Raw genomic sequence first — 18,907 nt, 5'->3', positions numbered from 1 at the left:
TTTCTAATATTCTAGATGACTGTTCTTTCACACGTGTTATACTATTTGATAGGGATGATGCGAGAACGCAAGAGAGCGTAGTCGAACTCGAAGAGATACTTTCCTGTAGCAGGAACCTTTACCTTCTTCATGTTGTCACCGCCGTTGAGCTTGTTGGCCTCGTTCTCATCTGAACCATCGAAGCGCCAGTAAGGCTCTGGCCACCAACCCCACCAGTGAGTCTGGCTGATGGTGAATTCGATTTCATCACCTGCCTTGAGGTTCATTTCGCGATAGAGGCGATATGGGTTGTTCTCGTCCTGATTCAAGATGAATGCACCTGCGTTCTGATTGGTTGTCCATTCGCCGGCTCCCTCTGGCAAGTAACCCTTACCTGCCAGACAAATCTGTGCAGGCTGTGCGCCAGAACCGTCGTTGAAGTCAATCGTGGTAGAACCGTTGAGGATCATCTTCTTGGTTGTAGGGGTATATTCCTCCACCTTGTATTCACCTGTGATGATGTTGAAGTTGATTTCGTAGTAGCCCACCTTTTCCAAGATGATAGGCTTTGCTTCGCTAGCCTTGCGGGTGAGCAAACCTGTCTTCTCGTCAACACCGAAGCAGAGAGGAACGAAATCGGTCTTCTGTGGAATGAAGCGTATGCCTGTGCCTGGCTTCTGGTTGTAGTAGCGGGCACGATACTGGAATTCGCCTACGTGATCAACCAGCATTGGTACACCATAAACATCGCTTGTCAGTTCTGCTGCAGAGTTGACATCTGCAAGATACATCTTCTCAAAGTCAACCAAGTCGCTGACGATGATGGTGCTCTTCTGCTCGGTCATGTTGTCCATACTGTCATACACCTTGATGCTCATCTCGTAATCGGCATCTTCTGATGGGAATGTATATTCCTCGCTGTATTCGTACTCGGTACCAGAGAGTGTTACCTCGTCGTGCTTGTTGATGCCAGGAATATCAATGACCAACTTCTTCAACGACTTGTTGTCGGATACGGCAACATTGAGCAGGAATATTGGGTCTTCCTTCATCACGTTCACCTTATTAGATGGTGCTACTGTGAATACCGGGAAGGTAAAGTCGCCGTCACCCTTGATGGTGATGTTGGCTGTTGATACTTTTCCCACCACGTCTTCAACGGTCACTTCCAATGGGAAGCTGGAGTTGTCGGTCCAGTCGTCTGCAGGAGTATAAGCATAGTCGAGATTATACTCATGGAGCAGGGAATCTTTGTAGATGTCGAGCAGGTTGATGGTCTTGTCGAGGAGCATTCCCTCGTTCTTGAGTCGGATAGACTTGATACCGTCGGCATCGCTAATCTTACCTGTGATGTTGAAGGTACGTCCTGGTTCTGCATGAATCAGGTCTGATGTTAATGAAATCGTTGGATTCTGACCATCCACTGTAGGATAATCATCATCGCTACTGCATGCCTGGAATGTGAATCCACCCAAAGCAATTGCAGCCCATAAAAGGGCATTCTTGAGATTAAATGGTTGATGTGCCATAAGACATTCTTTTTAGTTCTTTATATTTGTTGTTTTGTTTATTATGCGTTAGTTGAGTAACTTTGTGTTAGTTGAACAACTTTCGTGTTGTTTATTCGGTTGCAAATGTACGGCGATTATTAGGAATTAATGGAGAAAAATCATTCAAAAGGGGGCATAAATCGTGCAGTGAAGGATTTGTGCCTCTGTTTTTCTCGTTTTTTTGCTTGTTTTTGCCCGCTTTTTGGCGTTTTTTTGTTATTTTTGCAGCAAATTGAAAATTAAAAACCATATACCTTCGATGAATATGATAGAAATAAAAAAGACACTTTGGGTGGTCTTCATCTGTTTGATGGGGCATATTGTTGCCTTGGCTCATAAGTATCAGGTAAGACCATTGGACTTGGAGCAGGGCTTATCGTGCAATTATGTTGTAAGCATAGCGCAAGATAAATATGGCTTTCTTTGGTTTGCTACCGAAGAAGGATTGAATCGGTTTGATGGTAATAGCTTCTTTACCTATTACAAGCAAAGAGACAGAAAGGGCATATCCAGTAGTGAGTTGAACTGTGTGATTGATGATGCCAAGAAACCTGTTGTCTGGATTGGAACCAAGAATGATGGTCTCAATTCCTTTAACTATCAAACAGAAGAATGGCATAGCTATAAGCATGACGGCACGAATCCTTCCAGCATCGCAACGAATGATATTACGCATATCACACCCTCTACCAATGGTAAACTCTGGATTACCACCTATTGGAAAGGTGTAGAACTGTTTGATCCCGAAACCGGCAGGTTTGTGCATTTTGATAAAGATAGAGTGCAAGGTTTGCCTGATAACCAATTGTGGTGTGTGCTCGATTTGGGAAATGGCAATCTTTTGGTGGGACATGTCAAGAGTGGATTATCCATCATAGATACCCAACATTTAACTGCCCGGAATTTTAAGCACAACGCCCAAGACATCTACTCTATTTCGGGTAATGAGGTGATTTGTCTGTATCGCGACAAAAAAGGAACGATATGGATCGGTACTAATATGGGTATAGATATTTACGACCCACTTAGCCAGCGATTTCTGCATGTGGCAGATCAAACCATCAAGAATCATCGTATTTTTGATTTCTGTGAATTGCCGAATGGTAATATGCTTGTAGCAACCGAGCAGATGGGTATAGCTGTATTGAATGTTGCCAACAAATCATTTACTGCAAGTACTCAGATTCCATGTTCTTTCATCAGCGAGGGGTTGGAAGATTTTAATCTTACGGGTAATAGTGTGCGAAGCCTATTGCTAGATAAATATAATAATGTATGGGCAGGATTTTATGGTAGCGGCATCAATTTCCTGACTCAATCTGTTGCGTCATTCAGTACCATCCGGGCTGGTGTTCCTGATCAGCTGCAACGACTTACGGAGAAATCTGTGATGGGATTGGTTTTCGATAAGAATGGGCAGCTATGGGTAGGTACTGATGGTAAAGGACTGAATGTCTTCTCGCCAGAAAGAAAACGATTGGCTACCTATGAACATGAAGGTGGCAGTATCGTGGCAGCTGCAACTCGAGATAGCAATGGTAATTTGTGGTTTGGATCTTTCTATCAGGGTGCTACCGTAAAGATGGCGGGTGGAGGTTTCCGCAAGGTTTTGCCAGATGCGCATGAAGATGTCAGATGTTTCTATGAAGATGACAAGCAGCAGATGTGGATAGGTACCGCTCATGGCATCTATGTGGTTGATATCAAGCGGATGAAGGTGGTAAATAATTATCATCTTGGCAATGATATGGTACGTGCCATCTGTATGGATGCACAGCATAGAGTCTGGGTGGGCTATTTCGGCATTGGCATTGAGGTGTTTTCGCCTCAAATGAAGCGGATCAAGTCGTTTAATTCAACTAAGGGTGAAAAGGAATATATTCCTTCCAATGCGGTGAATCATCTGATGCGTGATTCCCAAGGTCGTATTTGGGCAGCTACCAACGAGGGAGCCATCTGCTTTGATGTAAAGCATCAGGATAGACACGTGATTTATGACCAGAGACAGGGAATGAGCAATATCCATGTGCGTGCCATTATAGAAGATGAGATGCACAACATCTGGATGAGCACCAATCGTGGTATCAGTTGCTTAAAGGCAGGACAAGCTGGTAGGTTTATCAATTTTAATGAGAAAGATAATGTCGTTAAGGCTAATTTCAACGATGGTAGTGTGGCTCGTTCCGAACAGGGTATTATCTATTTTGGTTCGGCTCAGGGATTATGCTGTTTCCAGCCAAGACAAGTCTTGTCTGTCAGTCGGGCTCCTGAACCGTTAATTACTTCGTTGCGGCTGATTCGTGGTATAGAGCAAACTGATAGTGTCATCAATCTTGCCATACGCAACCATATCTCGTTGGCGTATGATGAAAATTCCTTTGCGGTAAATTTTACCGTACGGAACTTTGCCATGGAGAACCATGTGGAGTATAGCTATATGCTCTCTGGTTTGCAGAATGATTGGATTACTGCTCAGTATGGAACGATTACTTTACGCGATATTCCACCTGGAACCTATCAGTTGCAGGTACGAGCTCGCATTCATAACCAGCCATGGTCTTCTGAAATAGCCGAGTTTACCATCATCGTTCGGCCTCCGTTCTGGCTTTCATGGTGGGCTAAGTTGTGCTATACCTTATTCGTTTTGGCGATAGTGTATCTGGCTTTGAGAATATATCAGCGTCATCTCCGCTTGAAATTCGAGTTGAAAGCAGAAAAGGTGCACCATGAGAAGGAACAGAAACTCAACGAGGAACGCCTGCGCTTCTTTACCAATATCACTCACGAACTTCGCACGCCACTTACGCTGATTCTTGGTCCGCTCGATGACATCTCGCATTCGTCGGATATTACGAAGACCGTGAAGCATAAGCTGGCGGTGATACATCAGAGTGCGGTGAGATTGAACGAACTGATTACGCAGATATTGGAATTCAGAAAGACGGAGACCGATAACCGTCAGCTTCGTGTGGTGAAGGCAAACGTGGTGGATGCCGTGCATGAGGTTTCTTTGAAGTACGAGGAATTGGCACAGAAGCCTGACGTAGCCATCAAGTTTGTGGCTCCTGAGAATCCGATCATGATGTATATCGACAAGGAGGTCATCGCCATTATCTTGGATAATCTGGTATCGAATGCTATCAAATATACCGATCAGGGTAATATTGATATCAGTGTGGAGCGTCGTCGCAGCGGGGAACATCATTTAGTGGATATCACGGTGAGTGATACGGGCCATGGCATCTCTGCAAAGGCATTGCCGCATATTTTCGATCGCTATTATCAGGAGAATGGAACCCATCAGGCTTCCGGCACAGGTATTGGTCTCTCGTTGGTCAAGAAGTTGGTGACCCTGCATCATGGTGAGGTGAAGGTAGAAAGCAATCTGGAGCAGGGTACCAGTTTCATCGTCACTCTGGATGAGAATGAAATTTATCCCGATGCCTTGCGAGGTGATGAGAATGCTTCTGCTAAATTGCAGGGTAATGATGCTGCATCTGGTGTCCTCAATTTGGAGGAAGCTGTGCTCAGTGTGGAGAACGGCAAGCCGTTGCTCCTCGTGGTAGAGGACAATAGGGAGATACTCGACTATGTGGCAGAATCGTTTATTGACGAGTTTGATGTGTTGAAGGCTGGTGATGGTCGGGAAGGATTGGCTTTGGCATTGGATAAGGTGCCTGATGTAATCATTTCAGATGTCATGATGCCAAATATGGATGGCAATGCCATGTGCAGGGCCTTGAAGAAAGATATACGCACGAGTCATATTCCTATCATTCTTCTTACGGCGAAGGATTCTTTTGAAGCCAAGGAGAAGGGCTATGACTCGGGTGCCGATTCGTATATCACCAAACCTTTCACGCATTCGCTCTTGCGTAGCCGAATCCTTAACCTCTTGCAGCAGCGTCGGCGTGACAAGATGCTGATACAGGAATCGAAGGAAACCAATTTGGCACAGAAGAAAGAGCAGTTGAGGGAATCGCTCAATAAGGTAGATCAGGAATTCTTTGACAAGTTGAATAAGCTGATAGAAGAGAATATCAGTGGTGATGTGGATGTTAACTTGATTGCCAGTAACTTGGCGGTAAGTACCAGTACGCTCTATCGCAAGATGAAGGCGCTCACGGGTATATCTACCAACGAATATATCCGCAAGTATAAGATGCAGTATGCCGAGCATTTGCTTCTGGAGGGTAAGTATAGCATCAGTGAGATCTCCTTTATGGTAGGTATGAATAGCGTGGCTTATTTCCGCCGGTGTTTCAAGGCTGAATATGGGGAGATTCCTTCTGAATATCTCAAGAAATTGCAGAAAATGTAATATTGGTGTGGCACAAATATCTTGATTTGCGCTGCTTGAATACTCAATAATAGGTATTTTAAGAGAAAGAGAAGAAAATCTTTGGGTTTTCTTCTCTTTTCTCGTTTTATTATCGTATCTTTGCACTCGAAATCAAATTATAACAGGAATGATTAAGTCAATGACGATAAATATAGGCTATCAGGCCAAGAAAGATAATGCTGGTGGGAATGGACTCATCGGTAACATCAACGTACAGACACCTTGCGGACAAGGTGTATAAAAACCCGGGCACAAACGTGTTCGGGCTTTTTTTATCCCCACTATATATAATAAGGTGGGATTTGCCTATATATAATAAGGTGGAATTTGCCTATATATAATAAGGTGGGATTTGCCTATATATAATAAGGTGGAAATTGACTGGTTTAGAAGAAAGACAGTGTGTACAATTATATATATTTATTAACTTATAAAATAAAGGATAAACGAAAATGATGAAAACAGAATGGAGAGGTTTCAAGGGAAACTTGTGGCAGAGTGAGGTGAATCTTCGCGATTTCATCCAGCACAACTATACTAGCTACGATGGCGATGAGTCGTTCCTGGCAGAACCTACTCAGGCTACCAATACCCTTTGGGGTATGTTGAAGGAGCTCCAGAAGGAAGAGCGTGCCAAGGGTGGTGTGCTCGATATGGAGACCGAGGTGGTTTCAGGATTGACAGCTTATGGTGCTGCCTACATCGGCGAGGGTACTAAGGAGTTGGAGAAGGTGGTTGGTCTGCAGACCGACAAGCCTTTGAAGCGTGCCTTCATGCCATACGGTGGTATCAAGATGGCAGAGCAGGCTTGTACTACATACGGCTACCAGCCATCAGAGAAGCTGCACGAGATTTTCCACAAGTATTGCAAAACTCATAATGACGGCGTGTTTGATGCTTATACTCCTGAGATGAAACTCGTGCGCCATAACCACATTCTTACTGGTCTTCCTGATACATACGGTCGTGGCCGTATCGTGGGTGACTACCGTCGTGTTGCTCTTTATGGTATCGATTTCCTTATCAAGGAGAAGCAGAACGACCTCGCTAACATGGGCGACCGTGAGATGATCGACGACGTTATCCGTCTTCGTGAAGAGGTTGCTATGCAGATCAAGGCGCTCAAGGGCTTGAAGGAGATGGCTCAGTTGTATGGTTACGACATCTCTCAGCCTGCTAAGAACGCTCGTGAGGCTGTTCAGTGGTTGTACTTCGGTTACCTCGGAGCAGTGAAGACTCAGAATGGTGCTGCGATGTCTGTAGGTCGTATCTCTACCTTCCTCGATATCTATATCCAGCGTGACTTGAACGAGGGTACTCTTACTGAGGATGAGGCTCAGGAGCTCATCGACCACTTGGTCATGAAGTTCCGTATGGTGAAGTTCGCCCGTATCCCTTCTTACAACGAGCTCTTCACTGGTGACCCAGTATGGGCTACTCTCGAAGTAGGTGGTATGGGTCAGGATGGCCGCTCAATGGTTACCAAGAACGACTTCCGTTTCCTCCACACATTGGAGAACATGGGTCCTTCACCAGAGCCAAACTTGACCGTACTCTATAGCTCTCGCTTGCCAAAGGCTTTCAAGCACTACGCTTCTCTGATTTCTGTCAAGACAAGCTCTATCCAGTATGAGAACGACGATGTAATGCGCCCAGTTTGGGGTGACGACTATAGCATCTGCTGCTGTGTATCTGCTACACAGACAGGCAAGGAGATGCAGTTCTTCGGAGCCCGTGCCAACTTGGCTAAGTGCTTGACCTACGCTGTTTCTGGCGGTGTTGACTCAAAGACACGCGAGCAGTGCGGTCCTAAGTATCGCGCCGTAGAGGGTGATGTATTGACATACGAGGAGTTCATGCCACGTTTCATGGATATGATGGACTGGTTGGCTGGCGTTTATGTGAAGACATTGAACCTCATCCACTACATGCACGACAAGTACTTCTACGAGGCAGCAGAGTTGGCGCTCATCGACACAGATGTTCGTCGTACTTTCGCTACAGGTATCGCGGGTTTCAGCCACGTAGTTGACTCTATCTCTGCTATCAAGTATGCCAAGGTTAACATCATCCGTGATGAGACCGGTTTCCCTCTCAGCTTCAAAACCGAGGGCGACTTCCCACGTTATGGTAACGATGATGAGCGTGCTGATGAGATTGCAGTATGGTTGCTCAAGACCTTCATGAACATGATCAAGAAGCACCACACATACCGCAATTCAGAGCCTACTACATCTATCCTGACTATCACATCAAATGTCGTATATGGTAAGTACACCAGCAACATGCCTGATGGTCGTCCAGCCGGTGCTCCTTTGGCTCCAGGTGCCAACCCATCTTACGGTGCAGAGAAGAACGGTCTTTTGGCTTCATTGAACTCTGTAGCTAAGTTGCCATACGAGTATGCTCTCGATGGTATCTCTAATACTCAGACCATCAGTCCAGGTGCTCTCGGTCACAACGATGAGGAGCGTGCCCAGACATTGGTAGGTGTATTGGATGGTTACTTCAACCAGGGTTCTCACCACCTGAACGTGAACGTATTCGGTATCGACAAGCTCAAGGATGCGATGGAGCACCCAGAGAAGGAAGAGTACCAGAACTTCACCATCCGTGTAAGTGGTTACGCTGTTAAGTTCATCGACTTGACACGCGAGCAGCAGCTCGACGTAATCGCTCGTCAGGCTCACGAGAGACTCTAAGGAAGTGAAGAATGAAGAGGGAAGATTGAAGAATCCTCTTGTCTCTTTGTAACATATAGATTGCCCGCTAGATTTTCTTTCCGAGGATATTTAGCGGGCAATTTAGCTTATTTAACTGCAAAATAGAGCTTTGTATTGAATATTTTGCTATCTTTGCGGTATGAAATTGAATATAGAACAAAAAAACAACTCTTTGGAGTGAAGGAGGAAAGTTTTGCCTGGATTTAGCCAAACTGATATTTGGTGGTATCATCTTGGCAAGTATTATGAAAAAGGATATAGATACAGGGAAACTTTTAGTATTTGGTGCTCTAATAACAATGTTTCTAGCTGTATGTGGATTCTTTTTAATATTAATGTCTAAAGATAAAAATAAGAAAGGAAAATAAATATGGAACTATTGGTATTTATGGGATTTTTTGCTTTGCTTGCAGGTGGGTTTACCCTATGGGCATATATTGATTATCGTAAAATGCAGGCTTAAGTGGGCTTCTTGTTTTTAATCATTTCTAAAAAGATAAAATAATTATGGATTTAGTTGATTTTTTGGGTGTCGTCACTGCTCTTATAGTCGTTCCTGGGCTTGCTTTTATTCTTTGGGATAATTACCAAGAGAGGAAAGCTGCATGAAAGGTTTTGTTCACAGCATAGAGAGCTTTGGTTCTGTTGATGGACCAGGCATCCGATTTTTGATTTTTCTGCAGGGTTGTCCGATGCGCTGCCAGTTCTGCCACAACCCAGATTCCTGGAAGACGGGGGTAGGAGAAGAGTGGACTGCCGATGACCTGCTGGACAAGGCAGAGCGATTCAAGAGTTATTGGGGAGATAATGGAGGAATTACCGTGAGCGGTGGCGAGGCATTGATGCAGATAGACTTTCTCATCGAACTCTTCGAGAAAGCCCATCAGCGTGGCATCAATACCTGTCTTGATACCTCGGCTCAACCCTTTCATAGAGAAGGGAAAAACTTCGAGAAATTTGAGCGTCTGATGACCGTCACTGATACTGTTCTTCTTGATATCAAGCATATCAATGATGAAGAGCATCGTAAACTCACGCTTCAGTCCAATAAGAATATACTGGATTGTGCCCGCTATCTGAGCGAGATCCACAAGCCGGTATGGATTCGTCACGTCCTCATTCCAGGTATCACCGACAAGGATGAATACCTGGAAGAATTGCGCGACTTCCTCTCTACGCTCTCTAATATAGAGCGTATTGATGTATTGCCTTATCATACGATGGGCATCTACAAGTATGAAAAATTGGGTATACCTTACCCGTTGTCAGGGATAGAACCTCCTACAAGTGACCGTGTGGCTCATGCCAACGACATCTTGCAGAAGGCTATATCTTAATTTCTGCTGAGATTCCTGAGATGAGATTCTATTGAACTGGTGAGTCGGGCTTTGATCACCGGTTTGGTGATATAGTCGTTGACTCCCAGTTCATAGCATTCATCGATGTTGTCCTTGTTGTTTAACAGGGATACAACGATGATGACCATCTCGTTCTTACTATATTTTTTTCTGACGTGATCTATCACGTCCCATCCATTCACACGAGGCATCATCAAGTCTAGCAAGATGATGTCTGGTGTGCATGAATCAATGATGTCGATGGCTTCCTGACCACCTTCTGCAATTTTCACATCCAGATCAAAATCCTTGATCATTTCTCCGAGAGTCTGGATATTCTCAGGGATATCGTCAACGATCAGTACTTTATATTTGTTCATAATCATTTACTTTTTCTTTGGATTTTCTTTTATTGTACAGTTAGGTCTTGGACGTCGCTGCTCTAAGCTTTTCTTGCCTTGTGTACTCCGTATATGTCGCACATGAAGCCTTTGGCTGAGAGCAACTTGTTCATATTGATGTTATCGAATATCTTGTGATGTGTACCTATCACCACGATATCGTAGACTTTATCCAGTACTTTAGCGTCATCCTCTACATGGATGCCGTATTCATTCTTCACTTCCTCTTTGTCTACCAGCGGGTCGTAAAGGGTAGTTTTGTATCCTGTTCCCACCAGGTTGATGTAGAGGTCAGCCACCTTGGTGTTTCTGATGTCATCGCTGTCAGGTTTGAACGAGAAGCCCAGGATGAGCACCTTGGTCTCTGGAGCCTTGAACTTTCTGAAGTCGCATGCACTCTTGATCTTGCCTGCCATCCAGACCGCCATCTGCTCGTTCACTTCGCGTGCCGTAGAGAGGAGCGAAGGAACCACGTCCACCTCCTGTGCCTTGTTGATGAGATAGTACGGATCTACAGCGATACAGTGACCGCCAACAAGTCCTGGGATAGCAGGAACGAAGTTCCATTTTGTGCTGGCTGCTTCCGTCACATCCTTGATGCTGATGTTCATCTTGTCGAAGATTTTTTCCATCTCGTTGAAGAATGCTATCTGAACATCTCGCTGGCAGTTCTCCATCAGCTTGCAGGCTTCGGCTATTTTGATGCTCTTCGCCTTGTGAGTGCCATGTGTGAGAACCGAGCTGTAGAGGTTGTCGATGATTTCTGCCGCTTCGGGTGTAGAACCACTGGTCACCTTTACGATGTTCTCTATGGTGTGGACGGTATCTCCCGGGTTGATTCTTTCAGGTGAGAAACCTACGAAGAAGTTATCGTTCAGCTTGAGTCCCGATGTTGATGCCAGCAACGGAGCGCATACTTCTTCTGTCAGTCCGGGATAGACTGTAGATTCATATACCACGATGTCTCCCGGTTTCAGGATTTTGCCTACTGCTGTAGTTGCATTTCTGACACAGCTGATATCAGGTTTGTTCGACTTGTTTACCGGTGTCGGTACAGCTATGATGTATACATTGCAGCCTTTCAAGTCGCTGATGTCACAGGTCAGCTTTAGTCCCCTTTCGAGAGCTTTAGAAAGCATTCTGTCTTCCGCTCCCTGTTTCCTGGCTAATTTAGCTACCTTGGCAGCATTGATGTCGTAACCCCAAGTATCGTATTTCTTTGAGAATAAGCATGCAAGCGGTGTACCTACATAGCCTAGTCCAATCACGCCTATCTTAAACTCAAAAGATTTGTTATTCATATACTATATATATTAAATTTGTATTATTGTTTATTCATTCTTTACATTCCCTCCAGCTGAGCGTATCGGGAAGTTTTCTCCGGATTCCATGCATCGGCATACGAGCGATGGAAGAAGAGTTCCTGCAGATGGGCTGAAAGTCGTGCGATACGCAGGAAGTAACCTGTATACGGCGACATCAGCGGCAAGAATCGGTAGAGGAACATTTCCTCTTTTCTTCTCTCTGTCACCATCATCACCAGCAGGAAGGCGAATTGGGAGAAGCATACTCGGATGAAGTAGCCCAGCGCCAATATCTCTACGATGTGGTTATTGAAGGTGATGGCGAGTTTCACGATATACCACAACCACAGGAAGTTGAGGAAGCAGTCGTACGTTACGCTCTCCATGTTGGAGATCCAGTTCAATATAGACCAGTTCTTGGTTGGCAGCAGGATGTCGCGGTGTTTGCGCAAGCGGAATCTTACGAGCGAACGCGACCATCTGATACGCTGGTGATACAGTTTATACCATTGCGTCGGCACGTTGGTCATGCAGATGGCATCTTCTGCGAATTTCACCTTGTATCCTGCCTTTCTTATCTTTTGTGTGAGGTCACCATCCAGTCCTGGTCCGATGTCCCAGAATCCTACCTCTTTCAGTGTTGCTCTATCAAAGGCGCCGAAGGCACCCGATATGATGTGGTAGATGCCCAGCTCGCTCGTCACGATTCGTCCCACCTGTATGCGTTTCAGGTATTCGAACGCCTGCAGCGATGAGCAGATAGTGTCCTTGTTGTTGCGTACCTTCACGCATCCGCCCACACCCTTTACCATACCGTCGATGTAGAAGGGGAGGAGAATCTTCTCCAGCGCATCACGGTCCAGTGATGAGTCGGCATCCAGGCATACGATGTATTTGCCTTTAGCCATCTGTGCACCATAGTTGCTTGCCGCAGCCTTACCTCCTCGGTCTTCCAGTCTCAGATAATGGGTGATGTAACCAGCCCGATAGAGGTCGGTGCATATCAGTTTGGTGTAGTCATCGCTACCGTCGTCTACCACTATGATTTCATAGTTTCTGTAGGTCTGTTCGGCGAGCGAGTTCACCATCTTGAATATATGGCTTCCCTCATTCTTTCCCGGAACGAGTATCGAAACGAGCGGATTCTCTCTGTAGAGATAGAATCTTGCCACTTCCTTTTCCTTTTCTATCTTGTTCTTATTGGTCAGTCGGTTGAATATTACCAGATATTCCAGTAGGTAATATCTCGGCATCTCAATGAAGAACAGAAACCAGTAGGTACTCAGGATGCTGCTCAGTGAGAGTGTACTCAACCAGTCCATGAAGTGGTTCAGAGTTTCTACGATTTCAAACATACCTGCTCATCTCCTTTCTTTACTAGTTGTTTCTTATCTCAATATCGTGAGCGCCAGCACGGCTAGCAGTATCAGTATACCGGCAATGGTAATCAGCACGGCTACCAGCTGCTTGTATAGCTTGACGCGCTTCATGATCTTGTCGTTCTCATCTTCCTTCGGCTTTATTTCCAGTGGGGTCTCTGCGGTCTTGTTTTCTTCTTCGGTCATTTTTTCCTCCGAATAACCGCAGTAGTCGTCTGGAGTCAGCTCTACGTAGTTCATCTTGTTGAAGAATTCCTCGTAGTTGCCGGTCACCTCCTTGGTCTTGGTATCGAGAACGCAGCATATCAGCTCGTCCGGTTCTATCTTGTCGGCCACCTTTCTGATAGCCTTTGACATCTGCTTGCTCAGTTCATGCTGTGCATCCTCTACGGTAATGTCGCTGAATACGGAATACGTGATGTAGAAGATGTTGTTGTTGTACGACACCTTGTGGTTGGAGAAGAGGCGGCAGAAGCTGGCTTGCAGACTGTCCTTGATCTTCACCGTGTCCTGTTCGGCATTCAGTATCCATATCTTTCCTACCAGTACTGATACCTGTTCCTTGCGGAAGGTCTCTATCAGGAGTCGGCGCAGGCGGTTTACCAGCAGCTGATAATCCATGAAGTTGTCATAGAGGTTGGTCATGTTGTTGAATATGAGGCTGTCCTGTGTCAGGGCGCGCACACCTTCCTCTGTTATCTCATAGTCTTCTACGTCTCGTGGCACCAGTGCATTCACCGGGAAGGTACTCTCGCAGTAGCAGCAGGTAGCCTTGGTCAGTGGCGTTGTGAACGAGTTCTCACAGTCGTTGCAGGTATATACCACTGCAGGTCGGTCATAGTCTACACCGATGTGGCGCAGTTTCTTATGACATTTCGGACAGATCAGCACACCGCCTACGTTGTACGTATTCTCCGGTGAGACGTTGGCGCAGCTGAAGTGGTGGATGATGTTCTGAATCTTCAGGTTGGAACTTCCACACTTCGGGCAGCACTCTGTATACAACAGGTGCGAGTGGTTGCACTTCGGGCAGAGGTGTTCCTTGATGAGGAAGCGGTGCATCTTGAGTACACCATATTCCACCATTGTATCCTTGAACATGAACATCTCGTTGAGATGGAACAGACCCATACTGTGATAGTGCTCAAAAATAGGGTTGATGTATCCCAGCGATGATTTCTCCAGGAGTCGGTGTCCCATGATTCTCTGGTCGCGTGATAGGAGATATCGCAGAATGTTGGCAAAGAGCTGGTTCGGCTGTGTAGGTCTTGCAGTTTCCTGCTTGATGCCGTACTTCTTTTTTGCCATCTTGATTCGGTCGATAATCTCGTAAACTTTCTCATTGCTCATGTCGCTGACGTATGCGTCTACGATATAGTCAGTGATCTGTTCCTTTCCCGATACCGCCGTATTGACGAATAACGGCTTATAGCTACATTTATACGATAGGATAGGACTGGCTCCAAACAGGATTGCATGGAACGCACGTTCACTCGTCGTATTGATGTATATGCAGTCGAAGTAGTCAGACTGGATATCTGGTGTTGAGTCGATATCGATGTAGGTATCGATGGTCAGCACCATGTCTCCTCTTTTGTTTCTTCTTAGTCCAATCATTTCTTCACGTTGTCTTTGTTTTGGTCAGGTGTGACGAGCTTTGAACTTCTCATCACATTTTGATTCTTCTCCACTGGGATGGTATACATCGGCAGTGGCTTAGGGTCTAACATCGCACTGATCTTGTTCACCCTGATTCTCACCGGCAGTTTGTTGCTCATCACCCAAGCCGGCACTTGCTGGTTGGGTTTGAAGGTGAATACTGCCACTACGGCATTTGCATCGTGCGAGAAGTTGCTCTGCAGGTGCTTTGGAATTTCCTCCACTCTCAGACCCACCATCTGCAGCTTAGCCTTCAGTACCAGGTCCTTGTTCACGATGACGTCAGCATCGTCAGGACTTTCCATATACTTGATTTTCTCACTAGGCACGTATGTGATGATGCCCAGGTGGCATGCTGCATAGTCGGTATGCTGGATGGTGAGCACTTCATCGCTCTTGAACACCAGTGTCTTGTCGCTCACGTTCACCTTTGTGACGTAGGCATCGGCAGGCGCACAGCAGTAGTGTATCAGACCGTGGTTGTAGATGCTGGAATTGCTGGAGTATGGCATGTCAGCACCCGTCATGCCTGCACCTCTTCTGCTCATGAAGTTATAGGTGGTGTTCTTGGCTTGTGAGTAGATGGTCACCTTGTTCATCTGCTTTCTTATTTCTTCCTCCACCTCGGCAATCTCAGCATCCAGCTGGTTGCGCTTGGTGTTGTTGGTCAGTCCGTAGTAGATGTCCGAGCTTTCCGAAGCTTTCTGTTTCTTCAGTTCAGCCAGTCGGGTGCGCAGTACCGGAATCTCTTCTCTAGCCAGTTTGGCCTGCACTTCCATATCGTGGGTTTCCTTTACCGCCGACGGAATGATGTTGGGGTCGTATTGGGTTACGATATTTCCCAGCAGTACGTAGGAGTAGAGCGTATCACCTTTGTGTACTATTTCTCCCACCTCCTTGTTTACCTTCAGAATGTAGATGTCGTCAACCGCACAGATATGGTTTTCATCGAGTGTTACATATCCGTCATAGATGGCCCAGATCATTCGGGTAACGATATAGTATGCTGTCAGTACGATGATGAGGAGGAAGATCAGCGCGAATATAATCTGCTGTCTAGCCAAGCGGTGGCTTTGCGATTTCAGCAAGTCGGCCATCGCCTGTTCCTGTGGCGTGCTGTCATATTGAAACTCATTCATAGTTCGATCTCGTTGAATATATTGTTGTTGTTATAGATGCTTACTGCCTTCTCTATATTGATGATGGCGAGTCCGCGGTTCAACATCAGCTTGTACATTCTTTCCATGCTTTCCAGGAGTCCGGTATATTCTTCCATTCTCATCAGGTAGTTGTACCCGTTTTTCTGGTTTTTATATGCGAACCGTCGCATGTCGATGTATTTTCCTGTCTGCTGTATGTGGTAAGCCTCAGTGGCTATAGCCTGGTTGAGGTTTTCTATCTTTTTCAGCAGGATTTTTACCGACTGTCTGATTTCCTTCACGTCGGTGCTTCTGCTGTTCATGATAATCTCTTTCTGTGTCTCCAGTGCCTTTCTCTTTCTTGGGTTTTCGTTGTAGATTGGCACGGTGAATCTGATTCCTACATCACCATTGTGAGAGAACTTGTCGTTGCTCTGCCAGTAGGTTGACCATCTGGCGAATGGGGTGAGTCGGGTAGTGCTGAGATAGTTGTTCAGCTTGCTTTCGTTGTTGGCTATCTCCAGCTTTGTCATTACGATTCTTGCATCCAGGCTTTCCTTGTCTACGTGTTCCCAGAGGGCTGTGGTGTCTACCACCACGCGGGTAGGCTTGATGCGGTAAATCGGTTTGTTGGTGATGTCTCTGTCGGAGCAGAGGATGGAGATGTCGTATTCCGCCTCCAGCTTGTCGTTCATCACCTTGAGCATCTTGTCGTTGCTTATTCGGTCTTTCTCCAGCATATACTGGTAAGCCTCGTTCATGATGTCGAGGTTGTCCAGCTTGTGTGCTATGACGGTACCGATATAGAAGTTATATTGTTCGGTCAGCTCATCTGCTGCCTTTTCATAGATGTCTGCAGTCTGTCTCTTTTTGTCTTGTAGACGTGAGAGTTCGTTAGCTAGGGCCACTTTGTTTCTCTTTTCCTTTCCCTGGTAGAACTTGCTGTTGATGATGTTCCATCCCAGTTCGGCCTGTACTTTGGCTTTGTACTTGGTGACCTGTTCTGCATCGTCGTTGTCGGCATCGAAGTATGCGTCTGGTCTGGCGTATATCTGACCGGTTACTTCCAGTCCGTTATGTCTGTTGATAGCCAACTGTTCGTATGCAGTTTTAGCCCAGTATAATGAGTCAGTGGTTTTAATGTCAGCAGTATGTTGTTTGTTGAGTCCCAGTTCGATGACTGGTGATTTCACCCAGATTGGGTTATTGATGAGTGTGTCGAGTTGTGCAAAGCGTTGGTTGAAGTGTCTCAATACGTTTTCGTTCTTCAGATTTTCGTAGACGAGCATTTTAGGGCTGAAACTCTTCTGCTGTTTTTTGCCTTGAGTTTGTGCCCATCCTTGCTGTCCTCCGATCATCGTCAGAAGAACCGTTGTTGTATATAGTATAAATTTACGCTTCATCTTTTTTCTTATTTAAACACGATGAATGCAGCTGCATTCACTATGTTCTTAGTTTATTAAAATATCTATATTGCTTTTTGGGCAATACTATTTATCAATCAGTTTAAAGACTTGTAAACGGCTTTTGCCATATGCAACATAGATTAAGCCATTATCTACTGTTACATAGTTGGCAGAATTAGTTGTTGCACATCTTTTCTTTGCTACAATAACAGGTTTGCCATCTTCAGTCTTGTTCTTGTCTAATACCACGAGACCGTAAGAACCACATGCTAAATAGATGTAGTTTGAATCAAACGTAACTCCGTTAGCATATCCTTGTGGCACCTTGGTGTTTGCGGTAAGAGGAGCACTCCAATTCCAGACTTCATTACCAGAATTTATGTCATAACAAGAAAGACCTTTTCCGCTTCGACAAACATAGACATTGTTTCCATCAATGGCAATTGTATTCTTACCATCATTTGGAACAATACTCTCTACGTTAATTTTCTGGCTCGGATTTCCGCTTAAAATATCAGCTCCTGTATTGTAAATTTCTACTGTTCCAGAAACTGCAGTTGCATCACTGCTTGGGCGCTCATTATAGTAGAGTGTAGCAATCTTGTTTCCTGATTTAGCTATATGTTTAGCCTTTCCATCTGTAGCTTTATTACCTAAGCTCTTCAATGTTTCAGGATCATATACCTCATATCCTCTAGTACTCATAATGAGAAGTTTGTTACCGTCTCGAACAATACAGTTCTCATCATATTTTCCTTGTGGATCACCTTTCTTAAGATTTCTAATCAGTGGCACAACTGTTAATGGATAAATAGCCGTTGTTTCATCGATGTCTTTAACATCTGTGTTTAAGAAGCCATTTCCATCAAGATCTATTCTTGCAAACATACCGCCTACCTTACTTGAATTTCCAACAACATAGACTTGTTTTGTTGCATCTTCAGAATCAATCATCAAATGATTGAAATCTATCGCTTTTTCCTTGTCTTGTAGGAATTGTAATAGCGTAGTCTGATCATTCTGGGTTTGGAAAACCTCAATACATCCACCATGGGTGTTTGTCTTATCCTCTTGGTTTTCTACATTGGTATGATATGACATGTAAAGTTTGCCATTGTATGGCTGTATACATGTTGCCGAGATGTCATGATCATGATCATATATGATATCACTAATAGGCGTCAATTTTTTACCACCAGGCTCTGTTGGCTTGCTTGGCTTAGTTGGCTCTGATGGATTACTATCTTCGCCTTTTGGAACTACGCTATAGCTACAATTAGTAGCTATTACATTGTAGTCCTGTGATACTTCTTCCCAATTCGCATTTCTTCCTCCTCGAGGAACTTTGCTAAAATCAGTTAGGGTTATACCATTGTTTTCAAACTCTTTAACTGCAAGGTAGATGGTACTACCTTCTGATTCTGCATTGAATAATTGGCAAGTGGAGAATCTTTGGTTGTTTCCCAAGTCGTAGTCGTTGCTGCCATTATATATGACCTTGTTTGCTTTAACAATACTGCGTTAAATTAATATTTCGCGAATTCAACAAGCAAGTGCAAAATTACGAAATGTTTTTGTAAAAGCACTCCTTTGGTGTTGAGAAATTCAATTTCTTTCTTGGTCTCTCATTAATTTTTGCCGTAAACTTTGTTATTTTCTGCTGACTGAAGTTTGAAAACGCAGCAGAC

13 protein-coding genes are annotated in these 18,907 nt (G+C 44.9%); 4 read left to right on the top strand and 9 right to left on the bottom strand.

Going from position 1 to position 18,907, the window contains the following annotated elements:
• Positions 1-41 precede the first annotated feature (41 nt).
• Positions 42-1,508 (bottom strand): hypothetical protein, encoded by a 1,467-nt coding sequence (locus tag ACTQ53_RS10990; RefSeq protein WP_441933047.1) that lies wholly within the window; start codon positions 1,506-1,508, stop codon positions 42-44.
• A 91-nt stretch (positions 1,509-1,599) separates the two neighbouring features.
• Positions 1,600-1,779: a hypothetical protein gene (locus ACTQ53_RS10985; protein WP_287624858.1), complete on the bottom strand. Its 180-nt coding sequence runs from the start codon at positions 1,777-1,779 to the stop codon at positions 1,600-1,602.
• Positions 1,780-1,794: 15 nt separating this feature from the next.
• Between ACTQ53_RS10985 and ACTQ53_RS10980 the strand changes: the two genes are divergently transcribed.
• The 4 genes from ACTQ53_RS10980 to pflA all read left to right on the top strand — a co-directional run bounded on the left by ACTQ53_RS10980 (position 1,795) and on the right by pflA (position 9,931).
• The gene (locus tag ACTQ53_RS10980; protein ID WP_441933046.1) at positions 1,795-5,850 is read left to right on the top strand and encodes a hybrid sensor histidine kinase/response regulator transcription factor; all 4,056 of its coding nucleotides are present in this window, start codon (positions 1,795-1,797) and stop codon (positions 5,848-5,850) included.
• Between the two features lie 476 nt (positions 5,851-6,326).
• Positions 6,327-8,573: a formate C-acetyltransferase gene (gene pflB, locus ACTQ53_RS10975; RefSeq protein ID WP_294968030.1), complete on the top strand. Its 2,247-nt coding sequence runs from the start codon at positions 6,327-6,329 to the stop codon at positions 8,571-8,573.
• A gap of 218 nt (positions 8,574-8,791) precedes the next feature.
• Positions 8,792-8,962, top strand: coding sequence for a DUF6722 family protein (locus ACTQ53_RS10970; RefSeq protein ID WP_441933058.1), 171 nt, complete (start codon positions 8,792-8,794; stop codon positions 8,960-8,962).
• 237 nt (positions 8,963-9,199) lie between these two features.
• Entirely contained in the window at positions 9,200-9,931 is a 732-nt protein-coding gene (gene pflA / locus ACTQ53_RS10965; protein WP_441933045.1) for a pyruvate formate-lyase-activating protein, read from the top strand.
• Here the strand turns inward: pflA and ACTQ53_RS10960 are convergent.
• The 7 genes from ACTQ53_RS10960 to ACTQ53_RS10930 form a co-directional block, all read right to left on the bottom strand.
• Positions 9,928-10,311 (bottom strand): response regulator, encoded by a 384-nt coding sequence (locus tag ACTQ53_RS10960; RefSeq protein WP_295346848.1) that lies wholly within the window; start codon positions 10,309-10,311, stop codon positions 9,928-9,930. The genes pflA and ACTQ53_RS10960 overlap by 4 nt on opposite strands.
• A gap of 62 nt (positions 10,312-10,373) precedes the next feature.
• Complete coding sequence (locus tag ACTQ53_RS10955) at positions 10,374-11,633, bottom strand: nucleotide sugar dehydrogenase (protein ID WP_295346849.1); 1,260 nt, start codon at positions 11,631-11,633, stop codon at positions 10,374-10,376.
• Positions 11,634-11,674: 41 nt separating this feature from the next.
• Positions 11,675-12,991, bottom strand: a complete 1,317-nt coding sequence (locus ACTQ53_RS10950; RefSeq protein ID WP_294967965.1) for a glycosyltransferase family 2 protein — start codon at positions 12,989-12,991, stop codon at positions 11,675-11,677.
• A gap of 33 nt (positions 12,992-13,024) precedes the next feature.
• A complete protein-coding gene (locus tag ACTQ53_RS10945) occupies positions 13,025-14,632 on the bottom strand; it encodes a TackOD1 domain-containing metal-binding protein (protein ID WP_441933044.1) in 1,608 nt (535 codons plus the stop codon).
• Complete coding sequence (locus ACTQ53_RS10940; protein ID WP_441933043.1) at positions 14,629-15,813, bottom strand: multidrug transporter; 1,185 nt, start codon at positions 15,811-15,813, stop codon at positions 14,629-14,631. Before ACTQ53_RS10940 ends, ACTQ53_RS10945 begins: the two co-directional genes overlap by 4 nt.
• On the bottom strand, positions 15,810-17,216 hold the full coding sequence (locus tag ACTQ53_RS10935; RefSeq protein ID WP_441933042.1) for a TolC family protein: 1,407 nt from the start codon (positions 17,214-17,216) through the stop codon (positions 15,810-15,812). The genes ACTQ53_RS10940 and ACTQ53_RS10935 overlap by 4 nt, the downstream gene beginning before the upstream one ends.
• Positions 17,217-17,303: 87 nt before the next feature.
• The gene (locus ACTQ53_RS10930; RefSeq protein ID WP_441933041.1) at positions 17,304-18,686 is read right to left on the bottom strand and encodes a hypothetical protein; all 1,383 of its coding nucleotides are present in this window, start codon (positions 18,684-18,686) and stop codon (positions 17,304-17,306) included.
• Between the last annotated feature and the right edge of the window lie 221 nt (positions 18,687-18,907).

It is taken from the genome of Prevotella sp. Sow4_E9_plate (assembly GCF_052116205.1).
Taxonomy (GTDB): Bacteria; Bacteroidota; Bacteroidia; order Bacteroidales; family Bacteroidaceae; genus Prevotella.
This window is presented reverse-complemented; position numbering and strand designations above follow the sequence as displayed.

Excerpts from the sequence above, each read along its gene's own strand:
- ACTQ53_RS10990 (WP_441933047.1), bottom strand. The coding sequence starts at position 1,508 with ATGGCACATCAACCATTTAATCTCAAGAATGCCCTTTTATGGGCTGCA.
- ACTQ53_RS10985 (WP_287624858.1), bottom strand. The coding sequence starts at position 1,779 with ATGGTTTTTAATTTTCAATTTGCTGCAAAAATAACAAAAAAACGCCAA.
- ACTQ53_RS10980 (WP_441933046.1), top strand. The coding sequence starts at position 1,795 with ATGATAGAAATAAAAAAGACACTTTGGGTGGTCTTCATCTGTTTGATG.
- pflB (WP_294968030.1), top strand. The coding sequence starts at position 6,327 with ATGAAAACAGAATGGAGAGGTTTCAAGGGAAACTTGTGGCAGAGTGAG.
- pflA (WP_441933045.1), top strand. The coding sequence starts at position 9,200 with ATGAAAGGTTTTGTTCACAGCATAGAGAGCTTTGGTTCTGTTGATGGA.
- ACTQ53_RS10960 (WP_295346848.1), bottom strand. The coding sequence starts at position 10,311 with ATGAACAAATATAAAGTACTGATCGTTGACGATATCCCTGAGAATATC.
- ACTQ53_RS10955 (WP_295346849.1), bottom strand. The coding sequence starts at position 11,633 with ATGAATAACAAATCTTTTGAGTTTAAGATAGGCGTGATTGGACTAGGC.
- ACTQ53_RS10950 (WP_294967965.1), bottom strand. The coding sequence starts at position 12,991 with ATGTTTGAAATCGTAGAAACTCTGAACCACTTCATGGACTGGTTGAGT.
- ACTQ53_RS10945 (WP_441933044.1), bottom strand. The coding sequence starts at position 14,632 with ATGATTGGACTAAGAAGAAACAAAAGAGGAGACATGGTGCTGACCATC.
- ACTQ53_RS10940 (WP_441933043.1), bottom strand. The coding sequence starts at position 15,813 with ATGAATGAGTTTCAATATGACAGCACGCCACAGGAACAGGCGATGGCC.
- ACTQ53_RS10935 (WP_441933042.1), bottom strand. The coding sequence starts at position 17,216 with ATGAAGCGTAAATTTATACTATATACAACAACGGTTCTTCTGACGATG.